At 56.2% G+C, this 16,785-nt stretch carries 16 protein-coding genes and 1 pseudogene; 8 read left to right on the forward strand and 9 right to left on the reverse strand.

Annotation, left to right across the window (positions count from 1 at the left end):
• Nucleotides 1–9 precede the first annotated feature (9 nt).
• Complete coding sequence (locus tag FY251_RS18815; RefSeq protein WP_004048660.1) at nucleotides 10–534, reverse strand: helix-turn-helix domain-containing protein; 525 nt, start codon at nucleotides 532–534, stop codon at nucleotides 10–12.
• Between the two features lie 201 nt (nucleotides 535–735).
• Here FY251_RS18815 and FY251_RS18820 point away from each other — a divergent pair, with 201 nt between their 5' ends.
• From FY251_RS18820 to FY251_RS18830, 3 genes are read left to right on the forward strand one after another with little or no spacing between them, the layout of a single operon-like run.
• The gene (locus FY251_RS18820; protein WP_004048661.1) at nucleotides 736–951 is read left to right on the forward strand and encodes a heavy-metal-associated domain-containing protein; all 216 of its coding nucleotides are present in this window, start codon (nucleotides 736–738) and stop codon (nucleotides 949–951) included.
• A gap of 4 nt (nucleotides 952–955) precedes the next feature.
• The gene (locus FY251_RS18825) at nucleotides 956–2,875 is read left to right on the forward strand and encodes a cation-translocating P-type ATPase (protein ID WP_006186939.1); all 1,920 of its coding nucleotides are present in this window, start codon (nucleotides 956–958) and stop codon (nucleotides 2,873–2,875) included.
• Between the two features lie 28 nt (nucleotides 2,876–2,903).
• Nucleotides 2,904–3,557: a hypothetical protein gene (locus FY251_RS18830; protein WP_006186940.1), complete on the forward strand. Its 654-nt coding sequence runs from the start codon at nucleotides 2,904–2,906 to the stop codon at nucleotides 3,555–3,557.
• 35 nt (nucleotides 3,558–3,592) lie between these two features.
• Here FY251_RS18830 and FY251_RS23205 read toward each other — a convergent pair.
• Nucleotides 3,593–3,870: pseudogene (locus FY251_RS23205) on the reverse strand (site-specific integrase); the annotation flags it as partial.
• A 502-nt stretch (nucleotides 3,871–4,372) separates the two neighbouring features.
• Here FY251_RS23205 and FY251_RS18845 point away from each other — a divergent pair.
• On the forward strand, nucleotides 4,373–6,229 hold the full coding sequence (locus FY251_RS18845; protein ID WP_187367450.1) for an AAA domain-containing protein: 1,857 nt from the start codon (nucleotides 4,373–4,375) through the stop codon (nucleotides 6,227–6,229).
• A gap of 147 nt (nucleotides 6,230–6,376) precedes the next feature.
• Here the strand turns inward: FY251_RS18845 and FY251_RS18850 are convergent, their stop codons facing one another.
• Complete coding sequence (locus FY251_RS18850; protein ID WP_123624144.1) at nucleotides 6,377–6,835, reverse strand: hypothetical protein; 459 nt, start codon at nucleotides 6,833–6,835, stop codon at nucleotides 6,377–6,379.
• Nucleotides 6,836–6,971: 136 nt separating this feature from the next.
• On the opposite strand from FY251_RS18850, the gene FY251_RS18855 reads away from it, so the two are divergent.
• Nucleotides 6,972–7,373: a MarR family transcriptional regulator gene (locus tag FY251_RS18855; protein ID WP_148416543.1), complete on the forward strand. Its 402-nt coding sequence runs from the start codon at nucleotides 6,972–6,974 to the stop codon at nucleotides 7,371–7,373.
• A gap of 164 nt (nucleotides 7,374–7,537) precedes the next feature.
• Here FY251_RS18855 and FY251_RS18860 read toward each other — a convergent pair whose 3' ends face one another.
• The 3 genes from FY251_RS18860 to FY251_RS18870 form a co-directional block, all read right to left on the reverse strand.
• Nucleotides 7,538–7,996, reverse strand: coding sequence for a hypothetical protein (locus FY251_RS18860; protein ID WP_148416544.1), 459 nt, complete (start codon nucleotides 7,994–7,996; stop codon nucleotides 7,538–7,540).
• Between the two features lie 564 nt (nucleotides 7,997–8,560).
• A complete protein-coding gene (locus tag FY251_RS18865; protein WP_148416545.1) occupies nucleotides 8,561–9,223 on the reverse strand; it encodes a site-specific integrase in 663 nt (220 codons plus the stop codon).
• A 197-nt stretch (nucleotides 9,224–9,420) separates the two neighbouring features.
• Nucleotides 9,421–10,101, reverse strand: coding sequence for a hypothetical protein (locus FY251_RS18870; RefSeq protein WP_148416546.1), 681 nt, complete (start codon nucleotides 10,099–10,101; stop codon nucleotides 9,421–9,423).
• Nucleotides 10,102–10,388: 287 nt separating this feature from the next.
• Here FY251_RS18870 and FY251_RS18875 point away from each other — a divergent pair, with 287 nt between their 5' ends.
• Complete coding sequence (locus tag FY251_RS18875; RefSeq protein ID WP_148416547.1) at nucleotides 10,389–10,916, forward strand: hypothetical protein; 528 nt, start codon at nucleotides 10,389–10,391, stop codon at nucleotides 10,914–10,916.
• A gap of 105 nt (nucleotides 10,917–11,021) precedes the next feature.
• Here FY251_RS18875 and FY251_RS18880 read toward each other — a convergent pair whose 3' ends face one another.
• On the reverse strand, nucleotides 11,022–11,795 hold the full coding sequence (locus FY251_RS18880) for a hypothetical protein (protein ID WP_148416548.1): 774 nt from the start codon (nucleotides 11,793–11,795) through the stop codon (nucleotides 11,022–11,024).
• A 500-nt stretch (nucleotides 11,796–12,295) separates the two neighbouring features.
• Here FY251_RS18880 and FY251_RS18885 point away from each other — a divergent pair, with 500 nt between their 5' ends.
• A complete protein-coding gene (locus FY251_RS18885) occupies nucleotides 12,296–13,522 on the forward strand; it encodes a hypothetical protein (protein WP_148416549.1) in 1,227 nt (408 codons plus the stop codon).
• A gap of 98 nt (nucleotides 13,523–13,620) precedes the next feature.
• Here the strand turns inward: FY251_RS18885 and FY251_RS18890 are convergent, their stop codons facing one another.
• Complete coding sequence (locus tag FY251_RS18890) at nucleotides 13,621–14,580, reverse strand: hypothetical protein (RefSeq protein ID WP_148416550.1); 960 nt, start codon at nucleotides 14,578–14,580, stop codon at nucleotides 13,621–13,623.
• Nucleotides 14,581–14,940: 360 nt separating this feature from the next.
• On the opposite strand from FY251_RS18890, the gene FY251_RS18895 reads away from it, so the two are divergent.
• Nucleotides 14,941–15,543, forward strand: coding sequence for a hypothetical protein (locus FY251_RS18895; RefSeq protein ID WP_148416551.1), 603 nt, complete (start codon nucleotides 14,941–14,943; stop codon nucleotides 15,541–15,543).
• 144 nt (nucleotides 15,544–15,687) lie between these two features.
• Here the strand turns inward: FY251_RS18895 and FY251_RS18900 are convergent, their stop codons facing one another.
• A complete protein-coding gene (locus tag FY251_RS18900) occupies nucleotides 15,688–16,527 on the reverse strand; it encodes a CPBP family intramembrane glutamic endopeptidase (RefSeq protein WP_187367451.1) in 840 nt (279 codons plus the stop codon).
• Nucleotides 16,528–16,785: the final 258 nt, after the last annotated feature.

Genomic DNA, 16,785 nt, shown 5'->3' on the forward strand with positions numbered 1-16,785 from the left:
GGTTCCCCCTCAGGAATTTCTGTGGGCGCGAACGAACGCACGTCGCAGGACGGTCAGAAGAACGTACGTCTCGTACTTCTGGGTCTGGCAGTGCTCGCAGGGCTGCATATCCTCGACGATCTCCTCAATAGCGTCGTCGTACTCGTCGGTGAGCGTAGTGAGCGCGTCCGTGATCTGGGGCTGGGCAGCGTCGATCATCTCCTCGACGGCGGCGTCGGCCGAATCTGGTAGTGAGTACGAGAGGACGATCGTGTTCGCGTGGTAGTACTTCGTCGTCCCACCACGCCCCTCCTCGAAGCGAACGACGTCGACGAGGCCCGCATCCCGGAGCTCGTTGATGTGATGGCGGACCGTGTTCTCCGTCCGGTCGATGCCGCGATCGTCGAGGCGTTCGTGGACCTCGGTCGCAGTTAGGGCTTCCTCGGACAGAATGTCGAGGACCATCGCCCGCATCGGCTCGTCGATGGCGTCCGAAATCCGAGTGTCTCGCACCGCGATGTCGTCGAGACGGTGGTCGGTATCGGAATCACTCATACGAGAACTGAGCGCGAGCACGCGGGAAAAGGTAGCGGGGCAGGAGTCGGGTAGGTGTCTGTCGAGGTATCCAGTACAGGATGGACCCGCGATAGCGAAAGCCCTAGACGACCCGTTTGACTGTTCCAACGACCCGTATCCGAATTCAAACATATCATCTAAAAAATACTTATTGAGGTACGGGCACTATCTCAAACTGTAATGAGCGACACAACCCAATTCCGCGTCCTCGACTTCGACTGCCCGACCTGCGCGAGTACCGTCGAACGCGCCCTGTCGAACGTCGACGGCGTCCAGCACGTCGAAGTCCACTACGCGACCGGCCGCGTCGAGATCGAGTACGACGACAGCGTCACTGACCCCGACGCCTTCGCAGAGACCATCGAAAACCAGGGGTACACTCCCCAGCCCGCCTAACACTATGAACAAACAATCGATCACGCAGTACTACCGGAACCACCGGAAGGCCATCGTCACGGCGACGAGCGGCCTGCTGTACGGCGGTGGCTGGAGTCTCGGCTACCTCACGAGTTTCGAGATGGCAAGCGCCGCCATCCTCGTCCTCGCGACGGTCGTGGGTGGCTACGACATCGCCAAGACCGCTTACCACGAGGTCACCAACCGGACGCTCGGCATCAAGACGCTGGTGACGCTGGCCGCCATCGGTGCTATCGTCATCGGGGAGTACTGGGAAGCCGCCGCCGTCGTCTTCCTGTTCAGCCTTGGCAGCTACCTCGAAGGCCGGACGATGCGGAAGACCCGGACGGCACTTCAGGAGCTACTGGAGATGACGCCCGACACGGCGACCGTCCGTCGCGACGGGACACTCCAAGAGGTCTCCGCCCGCGATGTCGAAGAGGGCGAAGTCGTCGTCGTAAAGCCGGGCGGGAAGATCCCGGTCGACGGAACCGTCGTCGACGGCGAGAGCGCAGTCAACCAGGCGCCGGTCACCGGCGAGAGCGCGCCCGTCCACAAGGCCGACAGCGACGAGGTGTACGCCGGGACGGTCAACCAGGAGGGCGCGCTAGAAATCCGGACGACGGGAGCGGGATCGGATACGACTCTCGAACGGATCATCCGTCGCGTCGAGGAGGCCCAGGAGGCTCAGTCGCCCACGGAGAGTCTCATCGACCGGTTCGCGAAGTACTACACGCCGGCCGTCATTGCCCTGGCTATCGGCGCGTACGCGGTCACGCAGAACGCGATCCTGTCGCTGACGCTGCTGGTCATCGGCTGTCCGGGCGCGCTGGTCATCGGGCCACCGGTCAGCATCGTCTCGGCCATCGGTAACGCCGCCCGGTCGGGCGTGCTGATGAAGGGCGGCGAACACCTCGAACGCGCCGGCAAGATCGATCTCGTCGCCTTCGACAAGACGGGGACGCTCACGAAGGGCGAGACCACCGTCTCCGACATCGAGGGGTTCGGCGTCGCCGCCGCCGACGTCCTCTCGCTCGCAGCGACCGCCGAGAAGAAGAGCGAACACCACCTCGCGGACGCCATCGTCGACATGGCCCGCGAACGCCAGACGGCTGCGACGGACGGTGGAGCGACGGTCGCCCAAGCGGACGATACGGACGTGGGGCGCAGGTCGGTCCCCGATCCCGACGACTTCGACGTGGTCGCCGGCAAGGGCGTCATCGCCCATGCCGATGGCCAGGAAGTCGTCGTCGGCAACCGCGCGCTGCTGGACGACCGCGACGTCGATGTCCCCGATCGGGTCGCCGACTACGTCCGCGAGCGTGAGGGGCGCGGCGAGACAGTCGTCCACGTCGTTCGGGACGGGGACATCATCGGCGCGATTGCGATGCGGGACGAGCTCCGGGAGGCCGCTCCTGGGGTCGTCGCGGCGCTCCAAGACGCTGGCATCGAGACGGTGATGCTCACCGGCGACAACGATCGGACGGCCGCTGCCGTTGCCGAGGAGGTCGGTATCGACGAGTACCGTGCCGAACTCCTCCCCGAGGACAAGCAGTCCGTCATCGAGGGCTACCAGGCCGACGGCCACGTCGTCGCGATGGTCGGCGACGGCATCAACGACGCGCCATCGCTGGCCACTGCCGATGTCGGCATCGCGATGGGTGCTGCGGGAACGGACACCGCTATCGAAACGGCTGACATGGCGTTGATGGCCGACGACCTCGAACGCATCCCGTACGCGGTCAAACTCAGCAAGGCGACGCGCTGGAACGTCCTCGAGAACGTCGGGATCGCGGTGCTGACCGTGACCGTCCTCCTCGCGGGCGTGCTCACCAGCTACGTCACCCTCGCGTCGGGAATGCTGGTCCACGAGGCCAGCGTCCTCCTCGTCATCCTCAACGGGATGCGACTGCTCCGCTACTGACCACGAGACACGATCACAACCACAACTCATGACATCGAATTCGACTGCGACTGACACGACCCAGACGAGAACCAATTGGCAGGTCGACTACGACGTCGAGCCGATCGAAATCCGCGACCCCGTCGCGGAGGCCCTCGACGTCCTCGAACCGGGCGAGCCGTTCGTCATCGCTTATAGAGACGCGGTGAAAGAGGCAGGACACTCCTGTCCGACTGCCTCGGGCGCCTACCGGATCGTCCAGCTCGGGCTCGACGCCCTGTATCCCGACGACTATCCAGTCCGGAGCGAAATCGAGGTCCAGACGGCCGGCCCGCAGGAGGATGCTGCGTACGGCGTGATGAGCCGTATCATCTCGTACGTGACTGGCGCGACCGGCGATGACGGATTCAGCGGGCTCGCCGGCGGCTATGGCGGCCGCCGCGACCTCCTGTGCTTCGACGGGTTCGACCCGGACACGGCGGACCCGACGTTCCGGTTCCGGCGAACCGACACGGACGAGACCGTCGAAGTGGCCTACCACGTCAGCGACGTTCCTAGCGGTGGACCCGCAATCGGGAACCTCCAGAGGATTCTCGACGGATCGGCAAGCGACCAGCAACGGGAGGCCTTCGCTGACGCTTGGCACCGCCGCGTGCAGGCTGTTCTCAGAGACGCCACCCTATTCTCCGTCGAAGGGGTATGAACGCGGCGGTGTACCCCTCACACTCGTAATGAGAGTTACCGCGATATACTGTTGGGCTCCTTGGGTACCTTGGTAGCGCCATCACCTAACTCGCCGACATCGATATGAGAGTACCCCACGCAAACCATCCCCTCAGAGTTGTCCAAGTATCGAGCTACAACCGCCAACCCAAATACTCAAACAAGAATCTCGCCCATCCCGCGTCAACTGCCATATGGAGCAAGGTAATCGTGTTTCCAATGGTCGATATCGATCTCCACAGCCTCTGAAGTCGTTGGAGAACCGACCGTGACCCATCAGTCATAATCTGCGGCAACGTCTACGGACACATCTATGCCGTTGTATGAGTCGTCGGAGCGCCCTGTCGGTGCCGTCGATATTGACGGGGTACAAGAGGTCAACTATGATTTATTTCCAGTTCATTTCGAACTGATTCGAAGGCACGCATCAAATCTATCCTCCGAGGTTGTGAGATGGAATGCTACCCATCCGCGTTCGGTTAAGCCGAGAAACCGAATGACAGCGCTCTACTGACGAAGTTATCGTTGTAGACTGCGTGGGGAGTGGTTGTGCTACCCAAACTCTCCCCAGTCCTCATACGACGGCGGCTGACTTCCCTCTTTCCAGCAGCGCTTATCGAAGACATCGCGCACGAGCGCGATCTCGTCCCTGGAATTCCGCGAAATGCTGCTGAAAGCCACCGTCTACAACCTTCGCCGGGGCGTCCGATATCCGTGAAATCCGCCGCCGTGTACCGAAACCACAGAGCCAAAAAGATAAACAGGTTTGGGCATACATTCCGATAGATGACATTAGTGTCTCCCGAGAACCCCCTCCCAATCTCACCAGCTGAATATCAGAGCCAGCTACATAATTTCATCGAGTACGAGGCTGATGTTGAGAGGAAGAACAACTGGGAGACACTCACTTCAAACAGCCCACAGACCCTCCAACGGATGGATGTGGGATTTCTGCCATATGCACAACCGCTTGGTGGCATACGTAGAATACAGATGCGCGTACAGCCTGCTGTCGAAAATCCTGATGACGTAGACATACGTGATGACTATGGGTTGTTTGAGGACTACGAGGTTCTCGTCCAGTGTTGCCAATACAAGGAAGGTGAGCAGAACGATGAATACGAAGTCGTCGAAACTATCACAGGGACAATAGGACGGATTGACAACGGGTATATCACTGTCGGATTCCCGGAATTAGCCGTCTCTCAGGACCGAATTGATGAGGCCAACCAGACCGTTTCCGAGTGCGACTTCGTCCATATCGGCGAATTACTCAACCCAACCGTCTTCGACAGAGAGGAAAATGCAGTTAGGGGACTAAACGAGGAGGTATTGGCATACTTTAGCGGGACCCGTGACATAGAATTCGCGGAGAACTCGCGTGCCCTTCGAGAAAGCGAACGCAAAGACGACGAACTGTACGAGAACAGGAACCAAGCTAAGGCGATTAGTCGGGCGCTCACTGCGGAGGGTCTAGCCTGCATTCAGGGGCCACCGGGGACTGGGAAGACAAGGGTGATTGTTGAGTTGGTCCGGCGATGTGTTGAAGCCGACCTGACAGTACTGGTCACCGCAGAGTCCCATCAGGCAGTCGGGAATATCCTCGTTGGAGATAGTAGTGATGAGGATATTGACGAACACTCTCTCCACTACCACAAACGGATTAACGGCTTCCCTCTTGTGCGAGTCAACCCGAAGCATGACAAGATGAGCCCGTTCGAGCGGAAACACTACGGCTCAGAACAACCTTCGGTCTCATCCCCACAATCTAAGGGTGGTATAGTCTACGTCTCGACGAACAACAGCGCCGCTCGGTTAGGCAGTGCCGACAGCAATCCATTCGACGTGGCAATTGTCGATGAAGCCACCCAATCACGTCAGTCATCGGCCTGTATCCCGATTTCACGGGCTGAGAAGACGGTTCTAGTTGGAGATCACAAACAGCTCGGTCCAGAGCGCCCGTTCACTCCAGAAGACGCTGATAAGCCACCGGAGTTAGATTTCGATGCCGAAGAATCGCTGTTCACCCATCTCTACGGAGAAGAAGATGGAGTCTATGGAAACGAAATTGGTGTCATGTTCGATCAACAGTATCGGATGCACCCTAACATCGCTGGCTTCCCCTCCGAAGAATTCTATAACGGCGACCTTGATACAGCAGTTGATAGAACGCGTCTCAATAACCTCCAGCCGATTCTAGCCCAACACGTGGAAAACAGAGACTCAGGAGATACCGAGCGCAATCAAGCGGAAGCAGAGGTCATTTCCAACTATCTCTCGAGGCTAGTTAGCGTCAGCGGGGTCTCGACCGACAACATTGGTGTCGCCACTGCATATCGTGACCAGGTTCCAGTCCTCCAAACAGCGATGGAACAACGCGACTTCAACCATAAACCCATTCTCGTACAGACCTTCGACGCTTTCCAAGGGAGTGAGCGTGGAGTAATGGTCCTCTCGTTTGTGCGATCAAACCGTCACGGAAACATTGGATTCCTTGGTGGCAAAACTGGAGAACGACGACTCAACGTAGCTATGACGAGAGCAAAACACCACTGCGCGATGTTCGGAGACTGGGACACACTGGCGCAGGGAAGCGGTCTATATGCCCGCCTCAAAGACTACATCCAGCAAACTGGTGTACTCATTGAATAGCAGTTTGATATCAGAAGCGCGTGTCACATCACAGGAGCACCCCTGAGAATTCGAACGCTGATTAACTCCGGATCTCATCCATATCAGAAAGGATTCAGTTAGCGCTCCAAAACGAACTCTCGCCCCCTCTCAAGTAACACCACTGTCTTAGCCGACAACACATTCGAAGCACGCCCATCGGTAATCCTTCGAATACCGCGCATCCTCCATCGGCTTCTTCAACGCTCCACAATGCGGACACTCCTCAAACTCACTCTCCGGCAATACCGTTTCTAACTCGTCTATACACTTCTCAAGTGCGAAGCGAGTGTAGTGATTTCGGAACCACTCATTCCGATTCAGAATCCGCTTGTCGCGGTCCTCTGCCTCAGCTCGCCACTGACCTAGGACAGCAAGTACCTCTTCCAGCTCATTACAGTCTTCAAGATCGTCGAGGCATCGTTCGACAGTTTTCTTCTTGAGTTCTGGTGCGGCACGTTCTCGGATCGCTGGCATATCCGCCTTCACCATCGGATCCTGCCGCTCCTCAATCGCCTCACCCTCAGATTCTAACTCTTCAATTCGTTCTCGCCATTCCTCCCGCAGTGAGTCTAGTTCTACGGACATAGTCCGTCATATGTGAGTGATTGAATTAGTATTCAGGGTGGCTCATGTCGTTTGCTGTGGCGGCGTGCATCGGTATTCGCTTCTCTCGATACCGGGTTAAGGAAATTTAATGTGGTGGTGGCCGTACTACGACTCGTTGCCTCAGCACCCGCCTGCTTCCGGGGATGCGAAGCTCTCACCGGAAGTCCCAGAAGACAGCCTGTTCACCATCGAGGAGTACCTCGAGATGTACAAGGTCGCCGCATCAGAACCCGCATTCAGCATTCTGTGCACGTTGAGCGAGGAAGACAAGCTTAGCGCCAGCAAATTGGGGATGATGCTCGACCGCGAAGACAACGACCTGCACTACTACCTCCGGAAACTCAAGCGCTCAGCGCTCATTCGGAATCGTCGTGACCCGAACACCGGTACGGAAGAGACGTATTCTTATTACGAGCTCACGGATCTCAGGCACGTCATCCTCACCGAGGGGATGGCGACTGGAATCCAGGAACTGGTCAAAGAGGAAGCCACTATCAGTAAACAGGACGGCAAATAGTCCGAACGGTCAGGGCGACTAGTCCAAGGGACTACTGGTTTGTCTTGGCCGGTCACACGGATCGTCTGAGCAACGCTAAATCCGACTTGGAGAGGTTCGCAGACTAAGGCGAGTGAAGAAGGGCTTACGCAAGGCGTGGTTACAACTCAGACGACAATGGCGGGCTATCGGTCCTCCCGGTGTACTAGGATCTCTTCGGGCGGAATGGAGTAGATACATTTCAATTCAGGGAGGTCTAGTGCCTTTGCGGTGAGCGAACGGTGGATGCCGTCAGACGTGACATAGTATTCGTTACCGATTTTCTGTAATCGTGGTGGCGCAGGGTCATCTCGCCTGAATTCGCCGTTGTGAAATCGTGCAAGGTGGCTTTTGATGCGACCAGGATTGAATCGGTTGATGTTTGATTCAAAGGTTCCTGTAATGTTTGAGGGGTTGATGAACTCGGTTTTCTCAGGGTACGGAAGATAGTCCGAGTCGGAGTCAAGCATCGGGTCCGTTATTCGGGATGGGGTCTTCCATTCGTTGACAAGTTCGGTTGGGGTACTAATCTTACCGTCGTCAACTTTGTGATAGAGGTCTCTGGCGCGGTCGCGCTGGGGGTCAGTTAGTGTGTACGTTTCCATTGAAATTTAGTATTCAGATATGTGCTTTAACGTTCAACCGTGGACTACCTGAACTCGTCCAATCGATCTAATCATTTGAACTTGACCGACTTGATATTGGTCGTGCCGTTGATTAGTAATTGAGGTCCCTCAGTTCGTCTAGGATAGCCAAGACTTCGTCGCTAGTCAGGTCAAAGAGACCTGCTCGAATCGGTGCCCAAGTCTCCTGTTGCTCTTCTACCGCCTCTTCTATCCGATTTAACGCCTCGTCCCAGTATGTCGCTCAGAATTTTCGGTGTGATGTGAAATCAGAACCGCATTATAGTTCCCCTTTCACAGTCCCTTTGGACGAACAGAAGGCACGCATCAAATCCATCCTCCGAGGTTGTGGACTTTTTGCCCGCCCACCAAATTATATATCGGCATACGATATATCGTTTCGAATAGCGGTTGGCTAGGGGCGCTGAAAGACAGAAAGTAATCTACGATTCAGCGCTCTTTCCTATATGTATCTCTATTAGAATTCCTATCGTAATTCCTATATCCGAAATCTACCCGCATAAGCTGGTCTCCAAGTCCTATTCTCTAGATCGTACGGAAGTGATCGTACTCTCGGAGCGTCGTCTGGAGAGAGGCGTGGCGCAACCGATTCCGGACAAAGTAGATATCAAACCGATCGTTATCGCGCTCGTGGAGAAGCCGATAGGCGAGACTATGGCGCAGGACGTGAGGATGGACGTCCTCAGGATCCCCGCGGCCGAAGTCCCCATCCTTGTATTTGTAGGGGCGGATGTCGGCTTCGACTGCAGCCCGCTTGATGAGATTCCGAACTGACCGCGTCGTGATCTGCTCTTTCTGGCGGCTCGGGAACAGAAAGGGGCTCTCCTTCCACCGATTGTCGAGGTAACTGTTCAAGGAGCGCTGTGTGCCCAACGTCTCGTCGACGTCGAGCTCGAGGTGGTGAGATCGTGGCCAATCTGAGCGGCCGTTGTGACTCGATTTCTGGATCTCTTTCGGGAGATAGAGTTCCCCCTGGTCACGCAGGTACATTTCGACCGTCAGCTGCGTGAGCTCCTCGTTGCGGAGTCCGGTGTCCGCGAGCAGCGTAATGATAGCTTCGTTGCGCTGTCGGAGGTACTTAGCCCCGGTATCGATCGCTACATCACGCATCGCGTCGACCTGGTTGGGCGTAAGCCAGACATCGGCCTGTTCGTTCGGCTGAGTTTCCGAATTCGTATCGGTGGACATCGGTTTATATACAGTTACCCGTAGGAACCGGCGCTAGGTACTTTGAGTTTCCGACTCCATTAACAAAGTCGGAAAGTCAATTCTTGTCCTATTTTGAACAGCTGGATGTCGCGTCGGGTCTTACCAAATATGGGCTCTCAGATCTAGACAAGTGTTTGGTAAGATAAACTGAGTAGTATCCATATCCGGCGAAGACGCTAGCTTTTCCAAGAAACGGACAGAGGGATTCGGTCTTTGATTGTACCCACAATCTTAAATCTCGCAGTTTGGACCTGTTCGTCAACACCATGGGCGGCTAAGAATGCTCCGGCTTTTGCAGCAATGCCGATCAAGATGCCGATCACGATGAAGAATAGTCCTGCCAGAGTTACGAGCGCCCCTAGTGTGGCAGCATCCCTTCCAATTCCTCCGACGACGGGTATATTTGCGTCTTGCAGAGCGAACACAATAAAACCGACAAAGGTTGGCGGGAAGGCAATCGTTACAACCGTATTCGCTCGCTCCGTCCACGACTCCCAATAATCTGGAATATTGAATTCTGGGTGGTCTTCGATCTTCTGCGGTGGTATTTCTTCAGGCTCTATTTGTGCCCAATTGATGGCGGAGACATCGACTTCGCCTTCCACTTCCTCGCCATCTGGGACCCACCATACCTTCCCCCGACCAACCTTGAGTGAATTCACACGGTGATCAATCTTGTCCAGCCGTCGCTTGATAGTCTGCTGCTGGATATCGATTCCGTCTACCTCCTCGATCAATCGGGTTGGGGCAACGGGTAGTCCGCGTTTCTCACAGACCTGCCTCACCGCCTCTATGAGCTCATCATCGGAGACCGCTTGATCCGGCGGCTTGTCGGTTATTCCTCTGATTATACTCAACCGTTGGGTATTATCTTTGTGTGTAAATTGTCACTTCCTGCCCTACGCTCAACCGTATTCAAATCTTACTTGACAATAAAATAACCTATGTTATCTACCCCGTATTAAGAAAGAGATAGAGTGATAGCATGAAATCAGATGCCATCAACTTGGTAGTTGATGGGAGTCAAATCGACACCGAACCGTTTCCGCTTGAGCGACAGGAGAAGGGTGAAACGCTCCGCTCAGCTTTGCGCGTGTGTGGTGGTCAAGAGACGTTTAGCGGGCTGACTATTCGTCAGGGACGCATGATGAAAGAGGATATGGCGGAGATTAAAACTCGCCACATCAACGCTGATGGGGAACTCGAGATCGATCGTGAGGTGACTGAAAAGCAAGTTGAAGACACTGAGTTCTTCGAGGTCAATGCCGAGTTCGTCATCACTGAGAGTACCCGAGACGATACCGCTCGCGAACTCCTGAGTTATGCGATGGATGGTTCAGTTCGACAGGCTCTCATCGACGTCGTCGAATTCGCCAAAGCGAATCCCTCTGCGGAGATGAATATGGCGGGCACTGACCAGGGGTCAAATGTTGATCACATCACCGCTGTCGGGGATATTCAGCATGCAACTGATCTTCCGGATGATGTTCGTGATCATCCGAACATACTCTTAGGATTTGAAGATCTTGAGTGGGAGCAACGCGAGCTCCGGGGTTTCATCACCAAGAGTGGGTATCTCGCCATCTACGAGCCCTCTGAGATGGATGTCGAGGAATACCCTCGGTTCGTTCGGGAGGCAGTCCTCCCGTTCGCAACCCCCGATGTCTCGTAGCGACTCGCGTACGCAGCTTATTTTACTCAGGACTTTCCCACAGGGCGGTCTTCTAGTCGACTTCCGAACGTTGTCCAATGAATATCTGCGACTTCGGACCCACGATTATCCCGCCAGTGATTCGTTCTCCTTTCGTGCTTTCGCTGTCTTCGTCAGCACCCACTTGTTGGCGGTATTACGCCAGCCCATCGGTTCGTACTCACGCTCTCGACTCACCTCATCGTTCTCGATGATTGCCGAGACTATGCCATCAAACCGCTCAATCCGCTCGATGTAATCCGTGGGATTCGTGAGCGCGTCCTCAACCGGTACCTCGACGTCCAGCACAGCTGCGGCGACTGCGCGAAGCGTTGTCGGTACGTTGTCGGTGTCCTCATCATCGTCGACTTCGGCCCCCTCAGTCTCCGAATCGGCGTCTTCTTCGCTTGTTTCGGGTTCGCCGCCATCAGCGACCGATGGGGCCTCGTCGGTACTGGTATCGTCGGATTCCTGTCTCCGCCTTTCCTGCTCGTGTAGGTCCTCGAGGAAGCGTGAGACCTCTTCTTCGAGGAATGGGATCATGTCCCGGTTGCTCGGGTTGAAAAAGGCCTTATTTTTCCGTTCGTGTAGAATCATCTGTCCGCCACCACGCGACACCTCGGTGACGACGTTGATCTCTTCGAGATGGTCGAGGGCCGTATCAACCCCGTATTCGAGCCGATCACCAAGGATCTCCTTGAGGTCACTCGTGGGGATCAGGCGATCGTTGGTCTCGAAATACTCGTTCGCGTAGAGCCAATTCGCGAGCGCGACTATGCTCTCGCTGCTGGGAAGGTGGCCCTTCTCGTTGCGGATATACTGTTCGAGTCGGTCAGAGTCGTCAGAATCGTTGGTACTCATTGTGTAGTGTGTTGGGTTCTCGATCACTACGGGCGGCAGTTCCTCGGCGTGAAACCGGGCGCTGTGAGCGGAGCGTCACCAGACAACTTCGCATTTCTAACGGCTACCCCAACAGAGACGCTGTCTGAACTTAATGTTTTTCCACTCTGTTTCCCATGTTACTATTGTCTTATACACATCAGACATACTTTGAAGGCCCGAAAAATAATCGAGTAAGCAACCTGTTCCAGAGCTTTTTGAACTTTAGCTCTCTCAGAACCGAGCACCTTGTAACAAGAGATTGAAACTTCCTCTCGTATACTCGACTCACTTACTCACCGTCAGTTTTCCTAGTTGTGATTAACTACTGATTTCGGCGATATTGTACAAATAAGGCCCTAAATCCTAATTTCACGAGCTCTATTTGTGTTGAGGTCTTGAAACTCTGTTCTAACGCGATTCGAATAGATGACTCTAGCTATCACCAGAAAATTGTACTATGCCAGCCAATTCGGCGTATCATGGATGAATGCAGGCTCTGTGGGGAAACACGCGAGCTACAGAACAGCCACATCATCCCTCGATTTGTGATTCGGTGGATGAAGAAGTCCGGACCAACACCATTTCTCAGAAAGGTAGTTGACCCAGATACTCGGATTCAAGACCATCACGAAGAGCTACTCTGTGAGGATTGTGAGCAGATTTTCTCCGACTGGGAGAGTAAATTTGCCTCTCAAGTGTTCTACCCGCATATCCGTGGCCAGAAGGAGGTGTTTGAGTACGGTGAGTGGTTGTACAAGTTTGTTCTCTCTGTCTCGTGGCGGCTTCTTGTCTCCGAAATGGCCGTCTGGCACGAAGAAGAACACCCTCAGAACGAGGTCGTCGAAGAGCGGTTGGAGACGTGGGAAGCGATTTTATTGGGCGAGAAACCGATATCGGAGGATCCCTCTCAGCACCACATCTTCTTTGCCGACGAGATTGACCTCGTCAAGTCGGATCCGGAGGCACCCGAGGGGTTTGAGGTGTATATACAGCGGAACCTCGACGGCACTAGTGTCTACGGTGACGACCAAATTCACGCCTATTTCAAATTCCCCAGAATCTTGTTCTTCTCGACGATCATGCCCTCCGATCCAGGCGGGTTCACAGGAACCCGTATTGAAGAAGAAGGGCTTATCGAGCAACCTCAAGAACTGGGTGAGCTATGGGGGAGGTTCTTGTATAGTAGGGCTGAGCGATTCGGACAGGTTTCGATGTCTGAATCGGAACGGGAGAAAGTACAAGATCGTATCCTAGAAGACCCAGAGCGATTTTTCGAGTCGGACTATTTCGAAGCGCAGCTCGCAGAGTTGCGGCGCCAGTACGCCGAGCACGACCTGTTGGAATATTTGGGCGAAGGGGAGTGTCCTGTTTGTTTCACAAATCACAGAATAGTCGATAGCTTGCCAAAACAGCCGCTGACAAAGTCAGCTGTTGAGAAACTGGACGAGCAGCTGCCATTTGTCCGGGGGACGTTCCCGAATCCGGACGAGGTGGTGGATGAAATCCCGACGAACATCACGGACGTGCTGGTGATCTCAACGGAGGATTCTACCCGTATTCTGCAGTTCTACGTCGATCACGGTTGGATCGTCGGTGAAGAGAGGGAGCATTATGAGGGTATAGAGCCGGAGGAATTTGGCCGAGCAGCTTGGGAAAAGTATTCCGAGGATTTCCACAGACAGATGCGGCAACGATTCGGCCGTTAGAATGGAAGTCGGTGTCGACAGAGCCGATATGATGACTCAGTAACCGGTTTGAGACCGTTAGAACGGTCTCATTCGCTAATCTGGAACAGTAGACCTGGTCAGCTGGTCGATGCTGTCTGGAACGCGTCGTGCTGGACGACGAGCGTCGTCCAGTACACGTCGCCCTGGTACCGAACCAGATACGTGCCGCTCAGATCGCCTTCGCCGTCTTCGTCGAGCCCGTGGGCCTGTTCGTGTCCGCGAAATCGATTGGCGAGCGCCACAAGCGCATCAGACGGCGTCTCGTCGGGGTCGACGACGTACGGGCCGTCTGTGATCGCCGTCTCGACGATGTCTTGCTGGGCGTCTGGAAGGCCCGTAAGTTCGAACGAAAACCGCTCGCGCATCTGTTGGCCGTAGTCGGCAGCGGTCGCCACTTGGTCGGCCGAATAGCGATAGGTGTTCAGCGTCGTGTTGTAGGCGTCGTCGACGACCCATTCGGCTTCGGTCCCATCGTCCCATGTGATATACGAGTACTCCGACTCGGGAACGAGGACGGACTGCTCGCGTTCGGCGTCCGTATAGAGGAACGTCGTCCCGATCCCGACCGGATCACCATCGGCCAGTCCGTGAGCGGCAAACTCTTCTTGGTCGACCTCAGGGAGATCAGCGAACTGGATGGCTTCGGCCTCGGTCACTGAGTCTGTGACGATATCGACCTTCACGGAGTACCTGGTGGCCGGCGTTTCCTCGATCACCTCGTAGGACAGTTCGTAGACGCCGTCCTGGTAGGCGATATGTCGCTGTTCGGGGAATGGCGGGCGTGTCGCCTTCGTTGTCGCACCGCCGTCGAGGATTCGATCAAATAGTCGGGCTGTTTCATCGTTGCCTTCGGCGGGCCGGACCGTATAGAGGACCTTCGTCGGGAGGTTCGCGTCGGCGAGCGTTTCCAGTTCGAGGCGCGCTGTGGGGGCTTCCGCGGCAGCGTTGCTTCCACCAAGCCTACCGGGGCCGGTGCAGCCAGCGATGAATGCGGGGAGGGACGTGGCAGCGGTCGCGAGGAGGGCACGACGGCGCATATTCTCTTCTCTCGGAGGGGATCGAAAAGCATTGTGTCGCCAAGCCGAAGACAGCCAATGCTCCGGAAACTGTGGATGGAGCTGCTGGGGCTCTGTCGACTCGCAGTCGTTTGGTTTAGGAATTCCTATAGTGATTCATATAGGCTGCCTCGAACAGTTATCCGTTGCGATTCGTGCCACGGAGAAATGGTCGGAGTGTTGCTCTCCAGGTGGTTTCGAGACGCGTTGGCGCGTTCTACCCCTTGAGCTGAGTCACCACGATACTCCGCTCCGGACTTCGACCAGCTGCGACACGCTCGCGGTCGTGCCGTACCTCCACGACAACCAGCATGTTTATATATGTGTATTGTGTGTACACGTATGGACACAAGATCCACACAAGACTCGTGTCTGAGGAGACTCAAGATGTACCACGCAACCATCGACCCCGACGCCCGCACATTGACCCTCACCGAACGCCGCCCCGACCCCATCACCGGGGAGGAGCGGGAGGTGACGATCAACACCTACCAGCTGAACGGCAGCCCCCTTGAGACCGACTTCGTGACGCGCTCGATCTCAGAGTCCGAGGACGGTAAGATCCACCTGGAGCTGGAGGCCGACGCGATCACCGACCTCGCCAGCCCACGCGCGGACTTCTGGGATGAGGTCGCCGCCACCCTCGGCATTGAGTACCGACATGGCAACGTCCGATTGAACGATGAGAAGAGTGCCGCACAGAACTACCGCGACTTTGTCCGTTTCCTCGCCGAGCGTGACTACCTCACCACCGAGGATCTGCCCATTGCACTCCCGTCTGCGACCAACCGGTACATCGTCAACAATGCTCCCTACCATCAGGACGGCTCGGAGATGACCCGGGAGGAGGAGGTCGCCGAAGACGTCTACATCGATGTCAACGCCAGTGCGGACACCATTGGGCGCCACATCAAGGCGCTGTCCGAGCAACTGGTCCCCGCGTAACGGACTTGTCCCGCGGCGATCGGTGATCCTTCCAGGTATGCCCTGCGGTATCTGACGAAGCTCAGAAACCGGTGGAGTGGTTGATGCTATCGCCAGACCATCGTTCTATTAACCAACACTGGAGCCATTCCACCCTACTGTTGGTTAAGAGTCAGCGCAATCAGTATCTTGCTCCGATCTGGCGACGGGGTACGCGTAGCCGTGGAGTCCAACCGTCGTCGCGACTCGCACCCGCGTCGTCTCCCCCGGCTCGACGTCGGCGACGTGGAGTGTCTCGTCGGCCGGTGTGTACGCCCGATACAGGCCATGACGATCCGGTTGTGGGCTCCGGTCGTCGACTGTCACGGTGTATTCTTCGCCTGGTGAGAACGACTGCTGCCAGCGCCGCCACCACTTCTCGCCGGCCCCCAGCGCTATCGCCACCAGATTGTTGCCTGCATGCACCAGGATCGCCAGCCACCAGAGCCCTATCAGCCACAGATACAGGCTCAGCAATCCGCTGACGAACACTGGGATCGTTCCACGACGATAGGGACGTGGATTCCGGGTATGGAGGAACGCCCATAGAACTGACCCAGCGACCAACAGCGGGAGGTGAGCGCCGCCTAGCGTGACCGCCAGCAGGTATGGGCCGCCACGAAAGGTGAGTTCCTCGACCACCGGCGCGATCACGACGGCCCGGATCCCCCGTCGTGCTGTTCGACGCCACCACTTGCGTTCCCAGTCGAGTTCGTCCTTGAGATCCGCAACCGTGTACGTCTCTGTCTCTCTCAAGTCGCCTTGGTGATCGCTGTCGAGCGACGCGAACCAGCCGAACGGATGCGTGCCTGTGAGTTTGACAGTCCAGTATTTGCACCGGTGGATGACGCGTTCGAGAACAATGCTGGCGATAGTGAGTATGGCCCACGCTGCAAGGAGCCGTGCTGGGTAGACGACCTGTGTTCCCGTTATGGTCGGAGCCGAAATGCTCGGTCCGAATCCCATATCCAACATAGTGCTACCGGATCTGATAAATACAGTGAGTGAACCCCTCGAAAGCCCTCGGCCGCTCGGCATCCCGTGACCACGGGAAGACGGTCCTGCTCACTCCGTTGTGCGGGCTGCGACTTCCCTGCCTTCGTTCGCTGCGCTCACGAAGACCACGCTGCGCGCCTCGTTACACTCGGTGCTTGCGGGGTCGGGGGACGACCGAGCCGGCCTCGCCCTTTCTGAGTCCACCAGGATAGCGGTTGGTTCCTCGAG

The organism is Haloferax sp. KTX1 (assembly GCF_902410085.1).
In the GTDB taxonomy this organism is placed as follows: Archaea; Halobacteriota; Halobacteria; order Halobacteriales; family Haloferacaceae; genus Haloferax; species Haloferax massiliensis.